15 protein-coding genes are annotated in these 16,071 nt (G+C 70.2%); 6 read left to right on the top strand and 9 right to left on the bottom strand.

Features of this window, described 5'->3' with window-relative positions; genetic code table 11:
- Positions 1–301: 301 nt before the first annotated feature.
- Positions 302–1,513, top strand: a complete 1,212-nt coding sequence (locus OG689_RS42705; RefSeq protein WP_266328793.1) for a hypothetical protein — start codon at positions 302–304, stop codon at positions 1,511–1,513.
- A gap of 517 nt (positions 1,514–2,030) precedes the next feature.
- Positions 2,031–2,420 carry a hypothetical protein gene (locus OG689_RS42710; RefSeq protein WP_266328795.1) on the top strand — a complete coding sequence of 130 codons (390 nt, stop codon included), beginning with the start codon at positions 2,031–2,033 and terminating at the stop codon, positions 2,418–2,420.
- A 457-nt stretch (positions 2,421–2,877) separates the two neighbouring features.
- On the opposite strand, the gene OG689_RS42715 is transcribed toward OG689_RS42710, so the two are convergent.
- The 9 genes from OG689_RS42715 to OG689_RS42755 form a co-directional block, all read right to left on the bottom strand.
- A complete protein-coding gene (locus OG689_RS42715) occupies positions 2,878–3,462 on the bottom strand; it encodes a DUF4276 family protein (RefSeq protein WP_266328797.1) in 585 nt (194 codons plus the stop codon).
- Positions 3,459–4,667, bottom strand: coding sequence for an AAA family ATPase (locus OG689_RS42720; protein ID WP_266328799.1), 1,209 nt, complete (start codon positions 4,665–4,667; stop codon positions 3,459–3,461). Before OG689_RS42720 ends, OG689_RS42715 begins: the two co-directional genes overlap by 4 nt.
- Positions 4,668–4,679: 12 nt before the next feature.
- Positions 4,680–4,880 (bottom strand): hypothetical protein, encoded by a 201-nt coding sequence (locus tag OG689_RS42725; protein ID WP_266328801.1) that lies wholly within the window; start codon positions 4,878–4,880, stop codon positions 4,680–4,682.
- Between the two features lie 465 nt (positions 4,881–5,345).
- Positions 5,346–6,479 (bottom strand): methyltransferase domain-containing protein, encoded by a 1,134-nt coding sequence (locus OG689_RS42730; protein ID WP_266328802.1) that lies wholly within the window; start codon positions 6,477–6,479, stop codon positions 5,346–5,348.
- On the bottom strand, positions 6,476–6,610 hold the full coding sequence (locus OG689_RS42735) for a hypothetical protein (RefSeq protein ID WP_266328804.1): 135 nt from the start codon (positions 6,608–6,610) through the stop codon (positions 6,476–6,478). The genes OG689_RS42730 and OG689_RS42735 overlap by 4 nt, the downstream gene beginning before the upstream one ends.
- A gap of 84 nt (positions 6,611–6,694) precedes the next feature.
- Entirely contained in the window at positions 6,695–7,210 is a 516-nt protein-coding gene (locus tag OG689_RS42740; protein ID WP_266328806.1) for an ATP-binding protein, read from the bottom strand.
- A 188-nt stretch (positions 7,211–7,398) separates the two neighbouring features.
- Positions 7,399–8,247, bottom strand: a complete 849-nt coding sequence (locus OG689_RS42745; RefSeq protein WP_266328808.1) for a helix-turn-helix transcriptional regulator — start codon at positions 8,245–8,247, stop codon at positions 7,399–7,401.
- Positions 8,248–8,271: 24 nt separating this feature from the next.
- A complete protein-coding gene (locus OG689_RS42750) occupies positions 8,272–8,802 on the bottom strand; it encodes a DUF6879 family protein (RefSeq protein WP_266328810.1) in 531 nt (176 codons plus the stop codon).
- Complete coding sequence (locus OG689_RS42755) at positions 8,774–9,070, bottom strand: hypothetical protein (protein WP_266328812.1); 297 nt, start codon at positions 9,068–9,070, stop codon at positions 8,774–8,776. Before OG689_RS42755 ends, OG689_RS42750 begins: the two co-directional genes overlap by 29 nt.
- A 605-nt stretch (positions 9,071–9,675) precedes the next feature.
- Here OG689_RS42755 and OG689_RS42760 point away from each other — a divergent pair.
- From OG689_RS42760 to OG689_RS42775, 4 genes are all read left to right on the top strand, one after another.
- Positions 9,676–10,656: an endonuclease/exonuclease/phosphatase family protein gene (locus OG689_RS42760; RefSeq protein ID WP_266328814.1), complete on the top strand. Its 981-nt coding sequence runs from the start codon at positions 9,676–9,678 to the stop codon at positions 10,654–10,656.
- Positions 10,657–10,997: 341 nt separating this feature from the next.
- A complete protein-coding gene (locus tag OG689_RS42765) occupies positions 10,998–13,397 on the top strand; it encodes a 2OG-Fe(II) oxygenase (protein ID WP_266328816.1) in 2,400 nt (799 codons plus the stop codon).
- A gap of 1,090 nt (positions 13,398–14,487) precedes the next feature.
- Positions 14,488–14,730, top strand: coding sequence for a DUF6400 family protein (locus OG689_RS42770; protein WP_266328818.1), 243 nt, complete (start codon positions 14,488–14,490; stop codon positions 14,728–14,730).
- A complete protein-coding gene (locus OG689_RS42775; protein WP_266328820.1) occupies positions 14,727–14,948 on the top strand; it encodes a hypothetical protein in 222 nt (73 codons plus the stop codon). The genes OG689_RS42770 and OG689_RS42775 overlap by 4 nt, the downstream gene beginning before the upstream one ends.
- Positions 14,949–16,071: the final 1,123 nt, after the last annotated feature.

Consider the following 16,071-nt stretch of genomic DNA (forward strand, 5'->3'; position numbering starts at 1 on the left):
GACGGCACCGCCCCGGCTGGCCGGACCACTTCGTCCGCGAGCCGCGCCACGACCAGGTCGCCCTCCGCCCTGACCGCGATCGCCACCCTCCAGGCCGCCCACCGCGACAGCGACCCCAAAGCCCTGCCGGCCGGCGCCTGGCAGCACCCGAACCGCGCTGACCACCCGCCTGTGCCTTTGCACGCTAGTTGGCCAAACGGTGCACTGTAGTTGGCCAGGGCAGGCTACAGGGTGGGTATGTCGGATTGTTCCCACATACGTGGGGTCTGGGGGAGCTTGCCCTTCAGCGGGTGCTGGCTGGGTGCTGTTCTGGCGGTATGAGCGCGAGCGGCACGCTGGGGACCGGCTTCGGGTCGGGGGTGTGGTCGGTGGCCTGCACGGTGGACGACCTGCTGGTCGCTACGAGCCGGGGCCGACTGACCGCGCGGGCCTGGATTTCGGCCCGGGGTGGAAGCGGCGTTGGACGACGACGTGGTGCCTGGACGGGGCTGGGTTGGTGTGTCCGGTGGCCGAGCTGGGGGGTGTGCCGGTCGGGCGGACCCGCCCGGTGCGGGGGTTCAGCTGGCATCCGCGGCAGGGCCACCGTCCGGGGCTGGAGCTGTTGGTCTCGACTGGCCGGCTGCACGGGTTCGAGAGCCTGGAGGAGCACAGGTTCCTGCGGGCGGCGGACTTCGCGGGCCCGGTGCGGGACGTTCTGTCGCAGCCGTTCCGCCTCCGTTATTGGGCGTCGGGCCGTACGCGGACCCACATCCCGGACTACCTGGTGGTGACGTGGGGCGGCCGGTGGCTGGTGGACGTTCGGCCGCTGCACCTGGTCAAGGACGCGGACCGGCCGGGGTTCGCGGCGGCAGCGGAGCTGGCTCGCGCGGTGGGCTGGCAGTACAGCGTCGTGGCTGGCTGGAGGCCGCACGTGAGCGGCGCCGTGGAGGCGATGCGGGCCGAGGCCCGGCCGATGAGCCACCTGCTGGACCTGCAGGAGCGCATGGTGTCGGTGCTCGCCGGCGGCGCGATGCCGTTCGGCGACCTGGTCCGCGTGACCCCGTACCCGGTGATGGCGCGGGCGCACGCGCTTCACCTCCTGGCACCGGCGGATCGGCGTGGACCTGGCCGAACCGCTGGGGGACGGCTCGCTCGTCGCGCTGACGGACGGTGCACGGCGGTGAACGGCCACGTCGAGGTCGGGCCCGGGGCCGTGCTCCGGCTAGAGAACGGTGAGTGGACCGTTCGCGACGTGCTGCCCGCCTCCGGTGAGGTGGTGCTCGTCAGCGCCGATGGCGGGGTCCGGGTCTGGACCCTGGGGCTGCTGGCGGGGAAGGTCCGGACCACCTCCGGACGGACCGTGGCGCGCGAGGACCTGAGCGACGACCAGCTGGTGCTGCTACGCGCCGCGTGCCCCGCGCCCGGCTTCCCCGACGGCGTCACGGCCTGCCGCCGCACCGTCGGCCCCGACGACGAGCCTCAGGAGGAGGGCGCCGAAGTGACCTGCAAGGCCTGTATCCGGGAAATGGTCTGATGACACCGGCCCGCCCGGCTCAGCCGGGCGACGAGGCCATCTTGCACCAGTGGGTGGAGACCTTCACGCAGTTGCAGGTGGGTGAGGAGGGCTGGCGCGTGAGGTCGTTCACGCAGGCCGTTCGCAAGCTCCGGACGTTCGTGCGAGCCCCTGCTCGCCATCGAGCTGGGCGACCACACGCCACTCGACCGGCTCACGGCCGCCGCCACCGCAGCCGCCGGCCCCATCCGCCCCGCACAGGCCCAGACCTGACCAATGGACTGACGATCAGTACCTGACAGGCGCGCGCCGGGACCGCCCACGACCGGGCGGGCGGGACTGCGGCCGGTGTCAGTGCCGCTTTCTACGATCACGGCGTGCCTGATTCCTTCACCGTCTTGTAGACCCACGACGTCTGCCGTGCCCTGCGCCTCACCGGGCGCACCGGCCAGCGGCCGCCGGTCGCCGGTCGCCTTCAGCGGCGTACACACCCCTGCCCGCATGGTCCGGCGCAGAGCCGGGTGACGAGGTGTACGCGGTGCACGTCAACCGGGGCGTCGTCCACGTGGTGAGCCGCATGCGGATCGTCGACCGCGATCGCGGCGAGTGCTGCGGGCAGGCGCCCGCGTCCTGGGACCAGCCCTCGTTCCCCGGCCACGACGACTGGGCGATGCTCGGCGCCGGCGGCTGCGGCGCCCAGGCCGTCCACGTCGAGGCGACACCCGTACGCTTCGACGCACCCGTCCCCGGCGACCTCCTCACCCACCTCACGTGGCGCAACCCCCGAGGCAAGACCCGCAACCTCAAGCACATCGCCGACGGGCGCCTCGAGCACTCCATCTCCCTCCAAGGCTTCTACCGTCTCACCCCCGAATCCGCAGACGAGTTGACGCAGCTCGCAGACACCAAACAGGCCATCGGCAGCTGACCCGGCACCCGCGCCGCCCCGCTTGTCCTCGGCCGCTGGCGGGTCCGGCGGCCGCGCCCGCCTGGCAGTACCCGGGCGCACCAGGCGCACACCGTGCCACCCACATACGGACCGTATGACCGGATCAGCGTGACCGCGCGGCGTGAGTCAGGACCTCCAGCGCGGTCGCCACGACCGGGACCGCGTCGTCGTACTCCACCAGCCGTCATCGCTGCTGTGTGCTCGTCGCCGTCCCGGCCGCCGCCCGCATCGAGGACCTCATCCAGCACGGACCGGCCGCCCCGTCTGGCATCCGCTCGGCGCCCGGGGCGGGCGGCTGTGCGGGTAGACGGAGCTACAGATCGCCTTGACCTGGCTCAATGCCGCTACCTTGATGGTCCATCAAGGTAGCGGCCCTCGCGGTGGGGCTGCCATCAAGATGCCTACCCCACCGGTTGCCCAGCCAGCTATGTACCTCCTACAGGAGCTTCCTCACTGCACTAATCATGCGGCGGAAAGACCTGCTGTTCTGCGCTGCCTCGTCCAGGTCCATGATGTCTGTGAAGCTGGCTTGGTAAAGGGTCGGCTTATACGACTCGTGCATCATGGTCCGCAACTGGCCCTTCGCGTCCCGCTTCGCTTCAGGATCGGCCGGGATGGTGGCGTCATCACGGACTACCTTGTGCGACCGCAGCGAGGTTGCCGCAGCGAGAAACCAGGCTTCGTACTCGTGCTTGGCTATCACAATTTCCACGGGAACGGTGACGAGAGTGGGGTCTGGCGCGAGTCTCTGGGCGAGTTCGACTGGGCACTTGATGTCGTCATCGTCGCCGTCACGTAGGACGAGAACCCCGCCTCGATCCGGGACACGTGCTGCTTGGATCCGGATGGCACGGGCCAGTTCCTCAGGTTTCCGCATCTTTCCTGAGTTGAGCATGAAAGGCGGTGCTACTTCGACCCACTGCTGCTCAAAGTGCATCGCGATTCGCGTGATCAGCCCGCGCACGGCCAGCTTCTCGCCATCCCCCTCCACGATGGGGGCTACAACCACCGGTGTCGTCATCGTGGCATCTCCGTGGGCGGCATCTCCGCGGAAAGTTCCGGGAGCAGCTGGTCGGTGCGGAGGAGTTCGCCCGGTGTGTAGAGCTGCTCGCGCAGGGCCATTGCGCCAGCGGCATCCAGCTTGCCGATCTTCGTTGCGCCTCCCACCGATCTCACTGCACAGATCTCGGACAGTTCGAAGCCTTCGCGGTCCAATAGATCTGGGCTATGGCTCGTAACGATCACTTGTCGGCGTTCGCTCGCGTCTCGCAGTGCGTCCAGCAGGACTCCGGCCGCTGCAGGATGCAGCGCACTTTCGGGCTCCTCGATACCGATGGTGCTGAGTGTGCTTCCGGTCCCAGCGAACAGGGAGACCAGTACGCCCAAGGCGCGCAGCGTCCCGTCGGAAACCGACTGCGCCTGGAAGCGCCACGGGTGCGGTGCTCCGGGGACATCCTGTTTGAACTCCAGCGTCTCCCAGTTCCCGAGGTTCGATCGGGTGACCGTGTGCATCCCAGGGACAATCTGCTGCAGGTACGCCTCGATCCGTTCCTTGTCGTCGCGGCCTCGCTCGGTGCGCTCCAGACGGTGCAGCACGCTCGCGAGGTTGGAGCCGTCCCGCAGCAGGAACTCTCCCGAGTCCGGCGTCTGTGGTTGCCGGATGACATCTGGGTTGAGGTTGAAGACGCTGATGCCAGCGAGGCCGTCGAAGACAGGGCGGAACGGTGTTAGGCCAGCAGCCGAGACCAAGTACAACCGTTGCTCGCCCACCGGGGGCATGACCGGCTCGCTATGACCTACCAGTCCTCCGTTCTCGACCTCGAAGAAGGCATCGGCGGATCGCTCACCTTCGCCATCGCGGGACTTAAGCCAGACTTTGCAGTACTCCTGCCTGATCCGGTAGCCGCCTCCCCGAACTGTCGCGATCGTGAATCCGTACTGCCCGTGATGTTCAGGTCCGCGGAACTCCAGTTGAATGGATAGGTTGTTGGGGTGCCCCTGTGACCTTCTGCGAACCTCTGCAATCCCACCGCGAGCCCGAAGCGCTTGGTCGAGAGAGGTCTGCAGCGACTCTGACACCAGTCGGAGAGAGTCGAGGAAGTTGCTCTTGCCGGATCCGTTCGGCCCGACCAGCAACAAGAGCTGCCCTAGTTCAACGTCAGCCTCGGCAATGCTCTTGAAGTGCCTCAGCCTGACCCGGGTGAGCGAGAAGTAGTTGCCCTGCATGCGAGCAGTCTGTCAGTCGATGGGCTGGTGCGAATGGGCAATGCCCAGGGTCGTCGTGTCAACGCCGTCGGGCAGGACCGGTAGCGGCCAGGCCGGATCGGGCGACCAGGCGGTCCACGGATTGGCGAACGGCCCGCTGCGATCCTGGAGGAGGCCGAGAGCGCGCTGGCGGGCCCGCTCGACCAGATGGTGCTCGGTGTCGAGGCCGGGCAAGGCGCACGGCCATGTCGATGTCCGGCTCGGTGGAGTCGAGGTCGAGGGCGGGCCGGCTGTCGGCGGGGGCGCGATGGAGCCAGCGGCCGCCGGGGCGACGACACCGGAGGGGGCGTTCGCGGCGAACTGGGCGGGGACGGCGTAGCCGAGCCAGTAGTTGTAGGGGTGCCGTAGGCCTGGGCGACGGTGGCGCGGGCCGGGTCATCGACCATCACGGAGACCAGAACACAATCGACGTCCAGGCGTTCGTACTCGGCGAACAGTTCGGGGAAGTTCGCCTCGACGCAGATCGCCAGGCCGAAGCGGACGCCGTCCACCTCGAACACCGTCGGCTCCGGCCGACCGGGCGTGTAGAGGTAGGATAGTTCGGTTCGTCCCGGGGCAGCGAGGAGCAGGCGCAGCCGCGCGCCCTGGTCGGGGCGCTCGGCCATTTCAACGAGCAAGCGGCATGGAGGACACGCGCCGTCAGATCTCCTGTGCGGGGTCGTCCAGCCAGGCGTGCCAGCTGTCGGGGGTGATGGTGAGTCCGAGCCGGTCGACTCCGGGCTGATCGGCGGCGTGCCACCAGGCGAGGGCGTGTTCGAAGTCGTCCCACAGGCGGCGCCCGCCGTACTGGCGGACCTGGTGCGCGCCCTGGCCGTCTCGGAAGGTCGCGGCGGCCCAGGCCGGGGTGGTCAGGGAGTAGAGCCACAGGGTGCGGGCGCCGTCGTCGTGGGGCTGGATGGCGTGGACGATGTCGCGCAGGCGCAGGCTGGCGGCGAGCGGGAACGGGTCGAACTTGCCGTGGTCGGGCAGCGCGGCGGTGGTGGTGTGTTCGGCGACGGTGCCGCCCTCGGCCGGGTTGCGGGGCCAGGTGAGGCGCTGGGAGCGCATCTTCATGAACTCCACCGGCTGCAGGAACGGGCCGGAGGCGGTGCCGTCGCCGTGGACGGTGAGGCGGACCAGTGCGTCGGCGTTGGAGTAGTGGGTGCCGAAGGGCGCCAGGATCAGTCCGCCGGGCCGGGTCTGCTCGATCCAGGTGTACGGGATGGTGCGCAGGCCGTAGGTGGCGGTGATCCGGTCGTACGGCGCGCCGGCCTGGTGGCCGAGGGCGCCGTCCCCGCACACGACGTGCGGGTGGTAGCCGGCGGCGGTCAGCGCGGTGCGGGCGCGGGCGGACACGGGGGCGTCGATCTCCATGGTGGTGACGTTGGTGTCGCCGAGGCGGTGGCTCAGCAGGGCGGCGTTCCATCCGGTGCCGGTGCCCTGCTCCAGCACCCGCATCCCCGGCTCGACCCGCAGGTCCTCCAGCATCGAGGCGACCAGCGAGGGCTGCGAGGCCGAGCTGGTGGGCACCGTGCCGGGCTCGGCGCCCTGGTGCTCGCCGTCGTCCCACTGGGTGACGACCGGGACGTCCGCTTCGGCGGCCGCCAGCCATGCGGCCTCGTCCTCGGTCCGCTCGACGGGCCGGCTCGTCCCGGTGGCCATGTCGTGCGCCCACACCAGGTCGGGCAGGAACAGGGAGCGCGGGACGGCGTCGAAGGCCGCCACCCACGCGTCGGCGACCGGGAAGGACCGCCCCGTCGCGGGGCGGTCCTCGCTCTCGGGTGCGAGCGTCACTTCCGGTGTCCCCCGTCTCCGGGCGGCGGGCCGCCGTCGGGCGAGGGCGGGTCCTGGGGCGGTGTCCACGGGGTGCCGGGGAGGTTGTCCCCCTCGCCCCCACCGCCGCTGTGGGCCTGGTCGATGTCCATGACGGGCTCCTTGTCGTCGCTCTGATGGTGCCCTCCCGGGACCGGGAGGAGTAGAGGGCCACCCCGGCGCACCGGGGCGCGGGTTCATGCCGGGCCGGGGCCGGGGGGAGGTGCGCGCAGGTCGGCGTGGACGGTCTTGCCGAAGGGCTCGGCGGTGGCGCCCCAGTGGCCGCCGGTGAGGTGGTGGACCAAGGCCAGGCCGCGGCCGGACTCGGCGGCGGGGCCCGCGTCGATCAGGCAGGGCAGGGTGCGGGAGCTGTCGCGGACGCTGATCCGCACGCAACCTTCGGTGACGCGATCGACGGTGACCGCCATGCTGCCTCGGCAGCCGGTCTTCGCGGCGTTACCGGCCAGCTCGCTGACGATGAGTTCGCCGGCCTCGACCAGGTCCCCCAGCTCCCACCCGCGCAGCATGGTGCGGACCAGGCGGCGGGCCGCGGCGGCGGACTGTGGCTCGTAGGGCAGCAGCGCGGTCGCGGTGTCCGCGACCGGTGGCCGCTCCTGGGTCTCGACGCCCGTGGTCGCCGTGTGTCCCGCACCCGCCGGTGCCGCCGCTGCCCGGGCCGCGGTAGGTGGGCGGGCTATGGGGTGCGTGGTCACGTCGGACTCCGCTCTCTGGTCGGCGGGTGACGGCTGCGCGGGCCCGACGGGGGACGGGCCCGCGCAGCGGCCCCAACTCGCCTGCACACCGACGGGGCCGGGTGTCCGGTCCGTCACTGCGGGCGACGGTTCGACGGTAGGGAGTAGGCCCGCGCGGCTTCAACGCGATTGCTTCCGACTGCGGGGATTCACCCGAGGGCCTCGATCGCGGCGGTGATCAGGGCGCGGGCCGCGGCGCCGTGGACGGCCATCTTCGCCAGCCCGGCGAAGGCACGGTGGTAGTCGGCGAGTTCGCGGGGCTGGGTCACGGTGACCTCGGCGGTCAGCGTCTCCACCGAGGCCTGCTCGTTGTCGAAGAGGTAGAACGCCTCCAGCGGCCACACGGTGCGCTGCGCCGTGAAGGGGATGATCCCGAGGGAGACGGTGGGCAGCGGCATAACCGCCAGGAGGTGGCCGAGCTGGCCAGCCGTCGTCTCGGCGTCGCCGATCCGGTAACGCAGCACCGTCTCCTCGATGAGGATGACGAACCGGTGGCGGCCGTCGTGGAGCAGCCGGCCCCGTTCGGTGCGGGCGGCGACGGCGTCGGCGACGTCGTCGGGGGTGCCCTGGAAGTCGGTGATGGAGCGCATGAGGGCGGTGGCGTAGGCGGTGGTCTGCAGGAAGCCCGGGACGACGTTGGAGACGTAGGCCCGGCACACGGAGGTTTCCTGGTGGAGGGCCAGTGACTCCTGCTGCACCGGGCGCATGCCGGCGCGGTGGATCCGGCGCCACTCCAGGTACATCAGCTCCACCGCGCGCAGCGAGGCGATCAGGTCGGCGGCCGATCCGTCCGCGCCGCATGCGGTGCACCAGGTGCGCAGGTCGCTCTCGGAGGGCGCCGACTTCCCGCTGAGGATGCGGGAGGTCTTGGAGGGGTGCCAGCCGCACCGGGCGGACAGGTCCTTGCCGTCGATCCCGGCGTCCAGCATCAGCTCGCGCAGGCGGGCGGCGAGCGCGGCGCGGGCTGCCTGGGCGCTGGAGGAGGGGGAGGCGGGCATGGGCTTTCTGTTCGGGGCGGGCGCTCAGACGGTGTACTGGTCGTGCGGGACGGCCCGCTCCCACACCGCCTCGAACGCGGTGGCGCAGAGCTTCACCACAGCGGGGTCCTCGGTGTAGGAGGTGCGCGGTTCGGCCCAGTCGCCGTCCCCGGTGAAGTGGTTGAAGCGCACGCCGTGGTCGTCGAACAGCCAGAAGTCGGTGCCGGGCAGTGCCAGGTCGCAGGTGTTGCGGCGCGCCAGCCAGCGGACCTGTTCACCGGCCGTGATGTTGACCGGGGTCATGGCGTGCAGGTACCGGGTGTAGAGGGTGACCGGCTCGGACACGATCCGGGCCCGGCGGATCACGACCCCCCGCGCGTTCGCCTCGCGCAGCATGGCCGTCCAGTCCTGCCAGTACTCCGACTGCGGGTCGAGGTCGGACTCGCCGGTCCGCCGGAACCGCTCCACGGCCTCGGCCTCGTCCGGAACGTCGTAGCTGTCGCGCATCTCCAGGTGGACCGCCGAGTACCGGGCGGCGGCCAGCAGGTCAGAGAAGCCCATCTCGCTCTGCGTCATCGCATGCCTTTCGCAGGATCGGGATCATACGGGTGGGGATCCACACCACGGCCTCGTGGCCCGGAATGCCGGCCTCGTGGTCCGGTGCCCAGCTCCGCCCGCCGATCTCGGCCTCCAGGTCCTCCTCGGCCTTCACGCCCTGGAACACGATCCTGCGGTTGGGGCGGTCCACCCATACCGTCGGCGAACCCTCCTTACCCGTCTCCGGGTCGATCCCTACGAAATCTAGCCCCACGACACCCTCCTGCACCAAGCCGGTTGCGGTCACTTGCGAGTCACCGTCCCGCGTGGCTGACAGGCCGTCAAGAGCGCAGGGCTGCAGCAGGGAGCACGCCCCGCGGATTCAGAGCCCAGGGTCGGACGGCTTCGGCCGGAGCACTGTTGTCCGGGGCCCGGGTAGGGTGCCATGCGTACGGGAGGACGCCCGGCGTCGCGCTCCAGCTCGGCTTCGGTCTGGGCTCCTGCCGGGGCGGCGCGGATCCACGCTCGGCAGACCCTTCGGTCAACTCGGCGGAATCCCTATTACCTCGTATGGCCCTGCCGTGAAGCGACGGGATGCGCGGCACACACTCCTGCGGCCGGCGACAGCCCGGTCGCAGACGCGGGCGGCAACCGGACACGCGACGATCCCGGCCGCCGCCCGCCCGAGCCGCTGCCTGCCGGTCCCGGCTGGGCCTGCTGTCGACTGTCATGCCTGGGCTGTCTGTGGCTGCATCAGGAGGCTGTCGCCCGGCGAGCTCTGGCCTGCCTCAGCAGGGGCGCCGACTATACCGTGCGGGTGAAGTTTCCAGCGGGTCCCGCCTATTTCCAGATCTCGTTTGAATACGACCGAAATACTTTTTGGCGATCTGATCAACGACAGCGGGAGCAACAGTGAGCGCGATCATCGGGACCTGGAACCTGGAGAACTTCTGCCGGCCATTGCCCGCCGGCAGCCCGCCCAACCCCAACAAGTGCGCCGCCAAGGACCAGGCAACCTACGACGCCAAGGTCGAGGCCCTGGCCGGCGTCATCACCGAGATCGCACCGGACCTGCTCGGCGTCCAGGAGGTCGGCAGCCAGGAGGCGCTGGACGACCTGGTGGCCAAGCTGCCGGGCACCTGGCACACCGCCCTGTCGGACCACCCCGATCCCCGCGGCATCCGGGTGGGCGTCATCAGCCGCTGGCCGCTCACCAACATCCAGCAGCGCACCGCCTTCCCCGCCCACCTCAAGGCCGTCCAGGTCGAGGACGAGAACATCCCCAACAGCGAGACCGGCGAGATGGGCCGCGGCGCCCTGGCCGTCACGGTGGAACCGACCCCCGGCCACACCCTGGACGTGGCCGTCTGCCACCTCAAGTCGAAGCTGCTGACCTTCCCCGGCAATCAGCACGCCACCCACGACGAAGGCCTGCGCGCCCGCTACGCCGCCTACGCCCTGTTCCGGCGCGGCGCCGAGGCCGTCACCATGCGAGACCTCGCCGACCAACTCCTCCAGGGCGACGGCACGAACCGCGACGTCATCGTGCTGGGCGACCTCAACGACGGCTGGCAGGCCGCCACCACGCAGATCCTCTACGGCCCGCCCGGCTCCCAGATGGGCACCGGCGGCTTCGAGCACCCCGACCAGGGCGACGCCAAACGCCTGTGGAACCTGGCCCCCAAAATCCTCGAACAGGGCGGCTTCTCCCGCATCTTCGAAGGCCAGCACGAACTCATCGACCACATCCTCATCAGCCACGCCCTGCTGGCCAAATTCCAGGAAGTATCCACCGGCCTCGACAAGCTGCCCACCGTGACCGAGGCCCACCCGGCCGCACCCCACGACAAGCCCTCCGACCACTCACCCGTCGTGGCAAAGATCAATCTCTAGAAGAAGCCGGGCCGGCGCAGCCAGACCCTGCGCTGGCGTAATACCACAGTCGACCTGAAGATCGTCCCCTCCGGAGAGAAGTCGATCACGCCTTTCAGCCTCGGACGGAGCATCAACTCCCACCCACCCCGTCAAGGTCCACTCACACTCATGCCGGGAGAGCCAAACTGAGACACGCCTACTGGCGCTACCACCAGCAACGCGAACACCTACGCGTCCACACCATCCGCTACCGCGGCACACTCACCCTCGCCGCATGACCCGGGAACAAGGACCGCCTACGGCGTTAGGGTTTCCGGGACAGGCCATACGGCACGCAGCACCCATGGGGACGAAACAGTATGGGACACGGAGCGCGGAAGCAGCTGGCAGAGCTGCTGGGCGACGCACAGCGGCGCGGGGACTTCAGCACCCGTATCGAGATGTCGGCCCGCGCGCTGCGCATCGAGGTCGACGGGGTGGGGGAACTGCCGCTGCCGCTGCGTGCCCCGGTCACCAAGAAACTGATCGCGCAGGCCCGGCAGGCATCCTTCGGCCGGGGCGAGCAGACCCTGTCCGACACCAGCGTCCGCGACACCTGGGAGATCACCCCTAACCGCATCACGCTCGGCGGCACCGACTGGGACCGCACTCTGAACGGCGTCCTCGACGGTGTCCGTACCGCGCTCGGTCTGCCGCCCACCACCGTCCTGCGTGCCGAGCCGCACGCACTGCTCGTCTACGGCAAGGGCCAGTTCTTCCTGCCGCACCAGGACTCCGAGAAGGACAACTCCATGGTGGGCACTCTGGTCGTCTCGTTGCCCTCGCACCACACCGGCGGCGAACTCGTCGTCTCGCACGCCGGCCGCAGCGTCGTCCACCAGGCGTCCCGGGAGAAGCTGACATTCGCCGCCTTCTACGCGGACTGCCTGCACGAGGTCAAGCCCGTCAAGTCCGGCTACCGCGTCACCCTCACCATGAACCTCCTCGCTGAACGCATCCGCCCGGTCGGCGAGGACGACGGGGACTCGGTCGCCGACCTGGCCCACTGCCTGACCGAACACTTCACCGAGCCGGCCGAAGAGCGCTACGCCGACGGCCGCCAGAAGGCCGCGCCCCCGAACCGCCTCGTGTACCTCCTCGACCACGAGTACACCCAGCGCGGCTTGGACTGGGACCGCCTCAAGGGAGCCGACGCCACCCGCACCGCCCTGCTCCGCCAGGCCGCCGCGGAGGCGGACTGCGAAGCGGTCCTCGCGCTGGCCGAGGTGAAGGAGACCTGGGACGCGCATGTTCCGTACGATCGCTACGACTACTACGGCGAGGTCGAGCACTATGACGACTGCGAGGACGAGGAGTGCGAGGGTGAATGCCTCCTGGACCCCGACGGTGAACCTGGTGCCGAGCGCCGCCGCAGCGGCGACTTCTCCAACTACGAACTGAACGAGCTGATCGACGACGAGATCACGCTGAGCTGGTGGACCCGCCCGGACGGCACCGGCGGTGAGCAGATCAACCTGGCCGTCGCGTACGCCGAGGTGTGCGCCGCCACCGAGAACAAGGACCTGACGCCCTACCAGTCCGAGTACGAGGGCTACATGGGCAACTACGGCAACACCCTCGACCGCTGGTACCGGCGGGCCGCTGTGGTCCTGTGGCCCCGGCAGCAGTCGTTCACGGCCCGCGCCGAGGCCGGCTCCGAGGGCGCACTGCGGGAACTTCAGGGCCACCTGGATGCCGGGGACCTCGACCGGGCGCGCACGCTCGCCCGATCGCTCGCCCCGTTCTGGAAGCACCACGGTTCAGGCGACGCGGCCGCGGCGCTCTTCGCCGCCGCCCTGCCCGTCGCGGTGGGACTACGGGAAGGGGACACTGCCACGATGCTCCTCGCGCCTTTCGGGGTGGAGACCCTGGGCGAGCGGCACGCCGCGGGTCTCGCGGCAGCGGCCGCACGGTACGGACGGACGTGGGCCCGCGCGGCCGTCAGCAGCTGGTTCGGCACGGTTGGCGCATACACCGGGGCCGACCGCGCGGCGTGGCTCGAATCGCTGCCCGGCCTGTGCACCGCGCTGCGGGCCGCCGACGACGATGGGGACGCAATAGCCTCGCCGCTGGCCGAGGGCGCCTGGCAAACGGTCGAGCAGCAGCTCACCGGCTGTCTCGGCATCGGCCGCGAGACGGAGCGCCGCACAGGAATGGAGCGGCTCGGCGCATCACTGGCCCGCGTCCTGCAGGCGGCAGGGCCCGAGACCGCCGACACCATCGCCGCCACGCTGCGCGGCCTGCCGGACACCGCCCTGGAATGCCTGCTCCCCGCCCTGCGCACCGCGGTCCGCCAGCAGAGGACCATACACGAGGGCGCACCCGCCGCCCGCGCCTTCCAGACCCTCGCCGACCACTGCAAGGACCGGCTCACCACGGCCCTCACCCGCCCCGTACGCGCGGCAGACGACTGGTCCCTCACCCCGGCCGGGGGATGCCGCACTGGGTGCGGACTCTGCCCCGACTTGGACGTCTTCCTCACTTCCCGTACCCGCCACATCATGGAGTGGCCGCTCGCGAAGGACGGACGCCGCCACCTCCACAGCCGCATCGACCAGGCCGGCCTGCCCCTCTCCCACACCACCCGGCGCCAGGGACGCCCCTACGTCCTGGTCCTGACCAAGACGGACGCCGTCTTCACCCGCGAACAGGCGACCCGCACCCGCGCCGAGACCGACCTGGCGTGGCTGCGGGACAAATGGCCCCGGTCGCGCGGCTGAGGGCGGCTGTCGTCGCGGTGGAACACCCCCGGGCCTACCGCGCGGGGAGATGAGTGCGGACAGGCGCCCTGCCAGTGCCCGCGGCACAACTCGATGGCGAAGGCGTCGGCCTCAGCCTGGCCGTCGAAGTACGCGGCCCGACCGTCCTGGTGCGCCAGGCCGCCGAGCCAGCTGACGATGTACCACTGCTGGCGGTCTAGGGGATGAGGTAGCCGCATCCGGAGCACAGCCAGAAGCGGCCGTTGACCCACATCGCGATGGGGGATTTCGGACAGGACACCCTCCGTAGTGTCCCCACTACGGTAGCGCTCGAATGGCCCTGCCGGATCGGAACTTGGAAGCGCCGTCAGGCTGCTCGCATCGCGATCAAGGCAGTCGTGATCGACATCGGCGAGACGATCACCAGCGACACCCGGTACTGGGCGGACAGGGCCATCTGGCTCGACGTCTGTTGGAGAAGGGCGCCCCGTGCCGGGAGTCGGCCCCACGCTCGCGGGGATCTCCCAGGGATTGACGCTGCGCGACCGGCGCTGGTGGCTGGCCCCGCGGTCGCAGGGATGGTCCGTCTTGGCGAGAGCCATGGCCTGGGTGTTGACCTGCTCTGGTCCCGCCGTATCCGGCAGCGCCTCGTGCTCGCCGGGCTGCTCCGGACGGTGAAGCCCGACGCCCTCTTGGTGCTCGGCGAGAGGTGCCGGGTCGGCTGGGTCGAGCGGGCCTGGACGGCGGCGACGGCTGGGGCCCCGCGCCCATGGGTCCTGGCGCGGGCTGGGCGGGGAGCCGGGGCAGGTCACGCGCACTGCTCTCGTCCAGGGTGTGGGCGCGGTGCACGCTGTGGGCGGCCAACTCGGGGGTGGTGTGCAGGACAGCCCACTGCGTGGCGGGGTCGCCGAGAAAGTAGCCCCCATACACCGCGATCCGGAGAACCCCCAGTTGTAGCCGAGCACCGCCGGATCGAGCAGGGTGGGGACGTCCATGCTGTGGGGCAGGCCGTTGCCAGGCTGCTCACAGAATTCGCTTCAGCTCTTCTCCAGCATCACGTTCTCTGGTAGACACGTCCAACCTCGTCAGCGCACGACCCAAAGGCTCCACCATGGCTCACGACCACGACCCGACCGAGCTCATATCCCTCGACTTCGACCTGACCCTCCACGAGGCCCGCCGACGCGTCGAGGTCATCGCCGCGATCGGACCGCTCTGGGATCCGATCGCAGCCATGCACGGCGAGGAGGCGGCGTACGCGCTGCTCTACTCGGATCTCGACCCGGACCAGCAGCGAACCTACGACAACCTCGTCCAGGCCGGCGTGCTGCCCCAGCGGGATTCACGGCCATGATGCCCATCGACCCCCACGCGGACATAGGCCGCCGCGCCTGGGTGAGCTGCCCGAACTGCCACGACACCCGAGACTGCGCCACCTGCCAGGCCTCCCGCACCTGCGGCCAACACTGGCGCTACCTGCTGTCCAACACCGGCAGCCGCCTCCACCTCCAATGCCCCAACTGCACCCACATGTGGGCCCACGAGACCGGCTTCGGAGCCACACGCTCCTGAACCGCACTGCGCCAAGGCGAACAGGAGACACACCAACCCGGCCGGCACCCACTGCCCGGGGCGGGTTCGGGCCGGAGCGGGCATGGGGGTCGTCCGCAACCCTGCAACGAATCGCCGGGCAGGTGCACGGTGCGCACGAGCCGTCGCCCACGGGCGCAGGACACCACGGCAGTCCGGGCAACGCAGCAACCTGGCCCGAAGCGCCCGCCGCGCGTTGTCGTGTCGACCGCTCAGACCCATACGGGCCTCCGCACGACACCCCGTACGACCGGCGGGGCGCACCCGAACGCACCCGCTACAACAGGCGACGCCAGACCTTCACCGGCCTTCGACAACTCTCTTCAACGCGACCGCGACACCATCCTTCAGTGCCCTCAGACACTGAGCTCTTTCAGAGCGGCCACCGATCGGGTGACGGAGCCGAGGCGGCAGCCGGCACGCCCGACCGCGATCCCGCTGGTCCGGGTGGCCGTCAACGGCGGATGCGGCTCCACCCTGCCGAGCAGCAGCTGAAAGGGCTCAGTGACACGGGGTGGAACCGCCGCTGGCGCTGAGCCGCGATTCGAAACGCAGGTTGGCCCCGGAGGGACCGTTCCCTCCGAGGCCAACCTGTGCGCGCTGCAGGATGGTTCAGGCGGCGATGCCGATGTGGGTGACGTAGGAGTAGGCGTCGTAGTCGGAGCGGAGGTCGGTGATGACCCCAGATGATGTCGAGCATCTCGGCGGCGCCGGGGTCGCCCGGGGCCTTGTCCCAGGCGTCGACCATGTCGTCCCAGGCGCCGCGGACGTTGATCGCCCGGTGCGAGATGTCACGGCGGCGGAACTCGTGGACGCCGGCCTGGTCGACCGGGTAGATCTCCACCCGGGTGCCGGCGCCGTTGTTGTTCAGCCGGCGCTTGAGGTCGGTGACGACGTTGTGGCGCCGCAGGGGTTCAGTACGCGGCGTCGACAATCTCCCGGTTGGCCGGGGTCGCATTTCCGCTCGTGCCACGGGCGGAGCCGAGAGCCTGGCGGAAACTCTCCAGGATGTTCTCCGTCGAGTAGGCCGTGTAGGCCTCGTGGATGCTCGCCCCCCAGACGAGCGGCGGCCGGGCAACTGTACTCGACCTTGGTGGAGAAGCCG

Source organism: Kitasatospora sp. NBC_00240 (genome assembly GCF_026342405.1).
Taxonomy (GTDB): domain Bacteria; phylum Actinomycetota; class Actinomycetes; order Streptomycetales; family Streptomycetaceae; genus Kitasatospora.